The sequence below is a fragment of the Streptomyces sp. NPDC049970 genome, assembly GCF_040660235.1.
GTDB lineage: Bacteria > Actinomycetota > Actinomycetes > Streptomycetales > Streptomycetaceae > Streptomyces.
In genome coordinates this window covers 1-3,985 of record NZ_JBFALP010000043.1, presented here as the reverse complement: position 1 = coordinate 3,985, position 3,985 = coordinate 1, and the positions used below count along the sequence as shown (strand labels likewise).

The following is a 3,985-nucleotide window of genomic DNA, read 5'->3' as shown; positions in this document are numbered from 1 at the left end:
GTCAGGTCCGGGGTGGTCAGGTCCGGGGCGGTCAGGTCCGGGCCGGAGTACTCCGGGACCCGGTAGTCCGGCACCCGGTAGTCCGGCACCGCGTAGTCGGGCACCTGGTACGGCGGGTCCGGCTGCCGCCCGGCGGCCGGCGGGCCCAGGGGGACGTGCCGCGTGTCGTCGCGTGTCTCGTCCGACGGCCGGTCCGGTGCGCCCTGCCGCCGGCCCGCCCGGTCCTTGCTCCAGCGAAACCGCACCCGCTCCTCCACCTCAGACCTCGTCGATCGCGAGCCGGAAGCCCTCCGGCTTCTCCACCACCAGCTCGGCCTGCCCCGAGGCCACCGCGTTGCCCGACTCGACCACGCTCTTGGTGAGCGCGGTGAAGAACCGGGCGATGGATTCACCGAGCTGCGCCCCCGGCAGGGACACGAACGCGAAGTCCTGCTGCGTCGCCACGGACAGGATCGTCTCCGCGCGTGCCTCGCCGATCCCGAACGCGATGATGTTGGGCGCCGCGGGGGTCACGGACCGGTCGACGAGCCGGCGGTGCGTCTGCCGCCACTCCTCGCCGCACGTCGGCTGCCCGTCGCTCAGGAAGAACACGGCCGGCCGGTGCACCCGGTACCCCTGGGACTTCAGCGTCGTCACGTCCTGCGGGATGCGCTCGAGCAGCGCCCCGAACGCCGCGTCGTAGTCCGTTCCGCCGCCCGCCGACAGACGCGGCAGCTCGGCCTCGCTGCGCAGATCCGCCAGCACCAGCCGCTCGGTGACACCGCTGGCGAACCCGAGCACCGAGAAGCGCACCTTCGCCGCCGCCATCGGCTCCCCCAACAGCGCCACGTGCAGCGACTTCATCCCCTCGTTGAGGTCGCCGACGTACGGCGTCATCGACCCCGACTCGTCCGCGAGGACGTACACCGGCAGCAGCTGCCCCAGCGTGTCAGCCATCCCACTTCTTCCCTTCGCCCTTTCCGCTTCCTCACTCGCCGGCGACCGGCCGGAGCCCCTGCGGGCAGTCCAGCCGCAGCTCCATCCGGCCGGCGAGCGCACTCCGCCCCAGGTGCAGCAGCGTCTGCTGCACCAGCACGGAGAACTGCACGACCGACTGCGCCGTGTCCGCTCCGTCCACGGCGACCACACCCAGCTCGGGCCGCGACGCCAGGCGCTGCACCGCACGGGCCCGCCCCCGCCCGATGCCGCACGCCACGAGGTGCGGGTGGTACGTGTGCGCCATCAGCTCCGCATGCGCCGCGGGCCACTCGGTGTCGTCCTCGGCCTCGCCGACGGCCAGGAAGAACACCACCGGGCGCAGCACCCGCGGGACCTGTTCCTTCAGCCGCTCGGTCTCCAGCGGCACCAGCTGCAGCAGCCGCTTGAGCGCGGGCCGGTAGCGGCAGCCGGGCGCCACGGCCAGGGACGGCACGCCGGTGCGCCAGGACACCTGGGTCAGCGGCAGCACCACATCGGCCCCGTCGGCGTAGGTGATCACCGACAGGCGCACCGCGGCCGCCACGTCGGGACTGTTCGCCAGCGCGGTCTGCACCGACCGCAGCATGTTCTGCAGATCGGTGAGGCAGCCGGACGACTCCGTCGAGATGTCCAGGACCAGATACACCGGGATCAGCCCGCTCGGCGGTGCGGAAGCGGCCGCGGCGGAGCCTCCGCCCCACTGCACCGCCCCGCCCGCCTGCGCGGACACCGGTGCGGACGCCGAGTAGTCGGGCAGCTGGGGCACCACCCCGGAGCCGAACGACGGGGCGGTGCCGGCGTCGGGACGCTCCAGCACACCGGACACTCCCGTGCCCGCGGCGCTCGGGCCGAGTACGCCCTGCCGCAGCCCCGGCAGATCGACCTCGCGCACCACGCCCCGCTCGATCAGGTACTTGACCATCTCGGCGTGCCGCTGGTCACGGAGCTCGTGCTGGGTGGCCTCGCCGGCACGGAGCTGGACGAGATGGGCGATCGCCTCCGAGGTCTCCCCCGGGTGCCGCGCCAGGTGCTCCCGGATGAGGCGCTCGAAGTCCAGCGTCCCGCCGGCCAGCGCCGCCCGCTCCTCCGCCTCGCGGCGCCTGCGCGCCGCCGCCCGCAGATCCTCGATCTCCTCCTCGGAGCGGGCCCGCCCGAGCTTCGCCTCGTGCTGGTGCACGTCGAGCCGGGCACGCCTGCGGGCCTCCTCCAGGTCCCGGATGTACTGGGCGGCCGCCGCGTCCGGCTCCATCTGGACCTTGCAGTAGTAGATCGCGATGCCCTCGGGCAGCAGGATCTCCCGGTCCAGTTCCTGGTTGATCGCCAGCTGGGCCGCCATGGCCTCGGTGATGGCGAAGCGGGCGGCGCACAGCCGGATGCGGTCGGTCAGATAGCCGTAGACGACGGCCAGGGCGTCGCGCACATTGCGGGCGACCACCGTCACCGGATCGTGCACACGGAAGCCGACGTCGACCGTCGCCTGGAACCGGTGCCCACCGTCCTTGCAGGTCAGCGGGGTCTTGGTGACATTGGCCCGGCGCCGGTGGTCGCTCAGGTCGACGACGTAGCAGGGCCGGCCCCTGCCGAACCAGCGCTCGGTGCGGGTACGGACTCTCTCGACCTCGAACGGGCCTCCCTCCTTGGGGTAGACGATCGCCACCGCGGGCGGCAGGTCGGGCAGATCGCCCACCTGACCGCGGGCGATCGCGCGATCGTTGAGAATCAGCCGTACAGACATCCGTCAGACCCCTTCGACGTCGAGCTGCGCACGCACCACGCGGGCGGTGAGCGGCAGCTGCACGATGCGGTCCGGGTGCACCCAGTCCTCGGCGCAGCCGCGCAGGATGCGTCCCGAGCGCACGTCCTCGTGCGCGATCGCGCCGACCAGCAGGCGGAACCGCTCGCGCAGCTCGGCGTCCCGCTCCGCCAGCCGCGCCCACTGCAGGAGCACCTGTTTCGCCTCGTGGTGGAAGAACGACTCGTTCAGCGCGCAGCGCCACAACCGCACGAACGGATCGCGCAACTCGTGGCGCCGGTGGGCGAGATGGAGCAGGGTCGGCCACTCCGGCACCGCCGCGTCGGGCTCCGCCTCCTTGGTCTCCACGACGACCTGCGCGGCCACGATCAGGAAGGCGAGCGTCGCGGCCCGGCTCGAACGGTGCTGCTCCGCCCTGCCGCGCAGCATGGCCAGCACGGACCCGGTCACGTCGGTGTCGGCGGCCACCAGGTCGGCCAGCGCGGACCCGACGGCCACCGCCACCGTCACGCTGTCCACGGCGAGCAGCCGCGCCAGTTCCCCGACCGGCTGGTCCGACACCGCGCCCAGACCGTGCACCCGGGCCGCGGTCGCCTGCAGCGCCGGGCGGTCCTGGTCGGCGTACCAGCCCTCGACCAGGCCGGTCGCCTGTTCCTTCACCCAGCCGTTCTGGCAGGCCACGGCCAGCGCGTAGGCGACGGCGGTGCGGCGCGCGGGGCTGTCGCTGAGTGCCCAGCGGGTCAGGACCCGGCGCTCGACGGTCCGGTAGGACTCGGCGGCGAGCACCCCGAGCCCGGTGGCGGCCGCGTGCACGCGCACCTGTTCGGAGGGGTGGACGACCAGCTCCTGAAGCCAGTCGAGGATCTCGGCCTGCACCTCGTACTGGGTCCAGGCGTGCACGATGACCCGGCGTGCGTAGCCGGGGTCCTTGTACTCGAGCAGTCTCCCGGGCTCGCCGCCGGGCGGGTCCACCTCCCTGGCCCGCAGCCGCAGCAGCTGCCGCCGCCGCGGGGTGTCGAACAGGTGCCTGTCGCGCGGAACGTGTCCGTCCGGGCCGGGTGCTCTCAGGTAGGGGCTGCCGTCCTCCAGCCGGCTGCGCAGCGAGCGCGCGGCCTGGGCGATGTCCTCCTGCGGCAGCCCGTTGAGCACGGCCAGCGCGAGCGCGAAGCTGCGCGTGGCGGCGTCGGGCAGGCTCTCGGCCCAGATCTCGAAGTCCTCGGCCTCCAGACGGGCCCGGTGCTCCCGCAGCCGGTCCAGATCGACGGCGCCGTGCAG

Annotated in this window: 3 protein-coding genes and 1 pseudogene; all 4 read right to left on the bottom strand. The window is 73.4% G+C overall.

What is annotated here, in order from left to right:
* Positions 1-245 (bottom strand): annotated as a pseudogene (locus AB0I83_RS31270) (hypothetical protein); the annotation flags it as partial.
* A 13-nt stretch (positions 246-258) separates the two neighbouring features.
* Positions 259-936: a hypothetical protein gene (locus AB0I83_RS31265; RefSeq protein WP_168131738.1), complete on the bottom strand. Its 678-nt coding sequence runs from the start codon at positions 934-936 to the stop codon at positions 259-261.
* Positions 937-967: 31 nt separating this feature from the next.
* On the bottom strand, positions 968-2,692 hold the full coding sequence (locus AB0I83_RS31260; protein WP_363307035.1) for a hypothetical protein: 1,725 nt from the start codon (positions 2,690-2,692) through the stop codon (positions 968-970).
* A 3-nt stretch (positions 2,693-2,695) separates the two neighbouring features.
* Positions 2,696-3,985, bottom strand: a 1,290-nt coding sequence (locus AB0I83_RS31255; RefSeq protein ID WP_363307034.1) for a hypothetical protein, incomplete at its 5' end; no start/stop codon positions are given.